The organism is Pricia antarctica (assembly GCF_900101815.1).
Taxonomy (GTDB): Bacteria; Bacteroidota; Bacteroidia; order Flavobacteriales; family Flavobacteriaceae; genus Pricia; species Pricia antarctica.
The window spans coordinates 1-1,190 of the sequence record NZ_FNAO01000046.1 but is presented as its reverse complement, the minus strand read 5'-3'; the positions used below and the strand labels follow the sequence as shown (position 1 = coordinate 1,190).

Sequence of the window (1,190 nt, the reverse complement as noted above, 5' to 3'; positions counted from 1 at the left end):
ATTTGGCAATTTAGAAAACAAAGATAATCACAAAATGCAAAAGCTTTGGCTAGGGCTTGGCGGAAAGGCCGTTGCGCGCCGACCGCCCTACTTGCTATAGCCTTGACGTTGTCTATAATTTATGAAAACACTTTTGCTAACATTCATAATTTGTCTTTTTAATTTGAATTCGACCGAAATAGTCGGAAAATATCAAATTGAAAGCAAACTCTCGTATGATACTCTTGAATTGAAAAAAGACGGAACTTATGAATATGAATCTCGTGGAGACAGTTGTTGGACGTGGTCTGACTTTTCGGTACTTGGGAATTGAAAAATGACGAATTAATACTTTATCATAACTACTCATACGAAGAAGAAACAACAGAATATATTGAGAAACTCGATAAATTCTCTCGAGATTTTGTAATATTTGAGGTTACGGATAAAAGCGGAAAACCTTTATCTGAATTTGAAGTAAAATATTCAATTAGTTATAATAAATCTCAAATCAAGAAAACCGATAAAAATGGAATTATAAAATTCGATAAATATGATATTGTTTCTGGCGGAAATGAAAATGTCGGAATTCAAATTAAATATCTAACGAACGGAAATGAAACATCTCAAAGCACAACAGTAAATGGAAATTCTGACCGAATTATTTTGAGAATTAATAGCGAGCCAAAAATAATTGACAAAAAGGAAAAGTATTTATTTTCATACAAAAACGGAATATTAAAGTCAGTTAATTTTAGATACGTTAATGAAATAAGTACGTATAAAAAACTATAGACAACACTGTGTATAATCCATTGCTGGTACTCGCTTGCTTACGAAAATCCTCGCGGATTTTCTATTCGGTTTTTATTTGCTAAATTAGTTGCTTAACCACGCAACGTATCATACACAAAACCGTTGTAAGTAATGCGGAAATCGTGCAAACCATCAAAATTCGAGCTAAAAAGCCGACGCTTGGTCAAGCACATTTATTTTTTTGCCAACGCTCAATTCCAACGCTCGAAAAAATAAAAGAGCTTGCCCTTTCCTGTAGCCTTCCCTAAAAATAGGACAGTTTAAAATTCGAATTTATTAATTTTAAATTTTAACTGTCATATGAAAAAAAGCAAGTTTAGCGAAAGCCAGATCATCAAGGCCCTCAAGGAGAACGAACAGGGTCGGACCGTTGGCGACATCTCCCGGGAAATGGG

The 1,190-nt window shown here is 34.1% G+C and carries 2 protein-coding genes; both read left to right on the top strand.

The genetic code is table 11. The features are described 5' to 3' along the window. The first annotated feature begins 309 nt into the window (after positions 1–309). A complete protein-coding gene (locus BLT07_RS20610) occupies positions 310–774 on the top strand; it encodes a hypothetical protein (protein WP_091874511.1) in 465 nt (154 codons plus the stop codon). 321 nt (positions 775–1,095) lie between these two features. Beyond that, the coding region (locus BLT07_RS20840; RefSeq protein ID WP_139205131.1) for a transposase at positions 1,096–1,190 on the top strand (95 nt) is incomplete at its 3' end.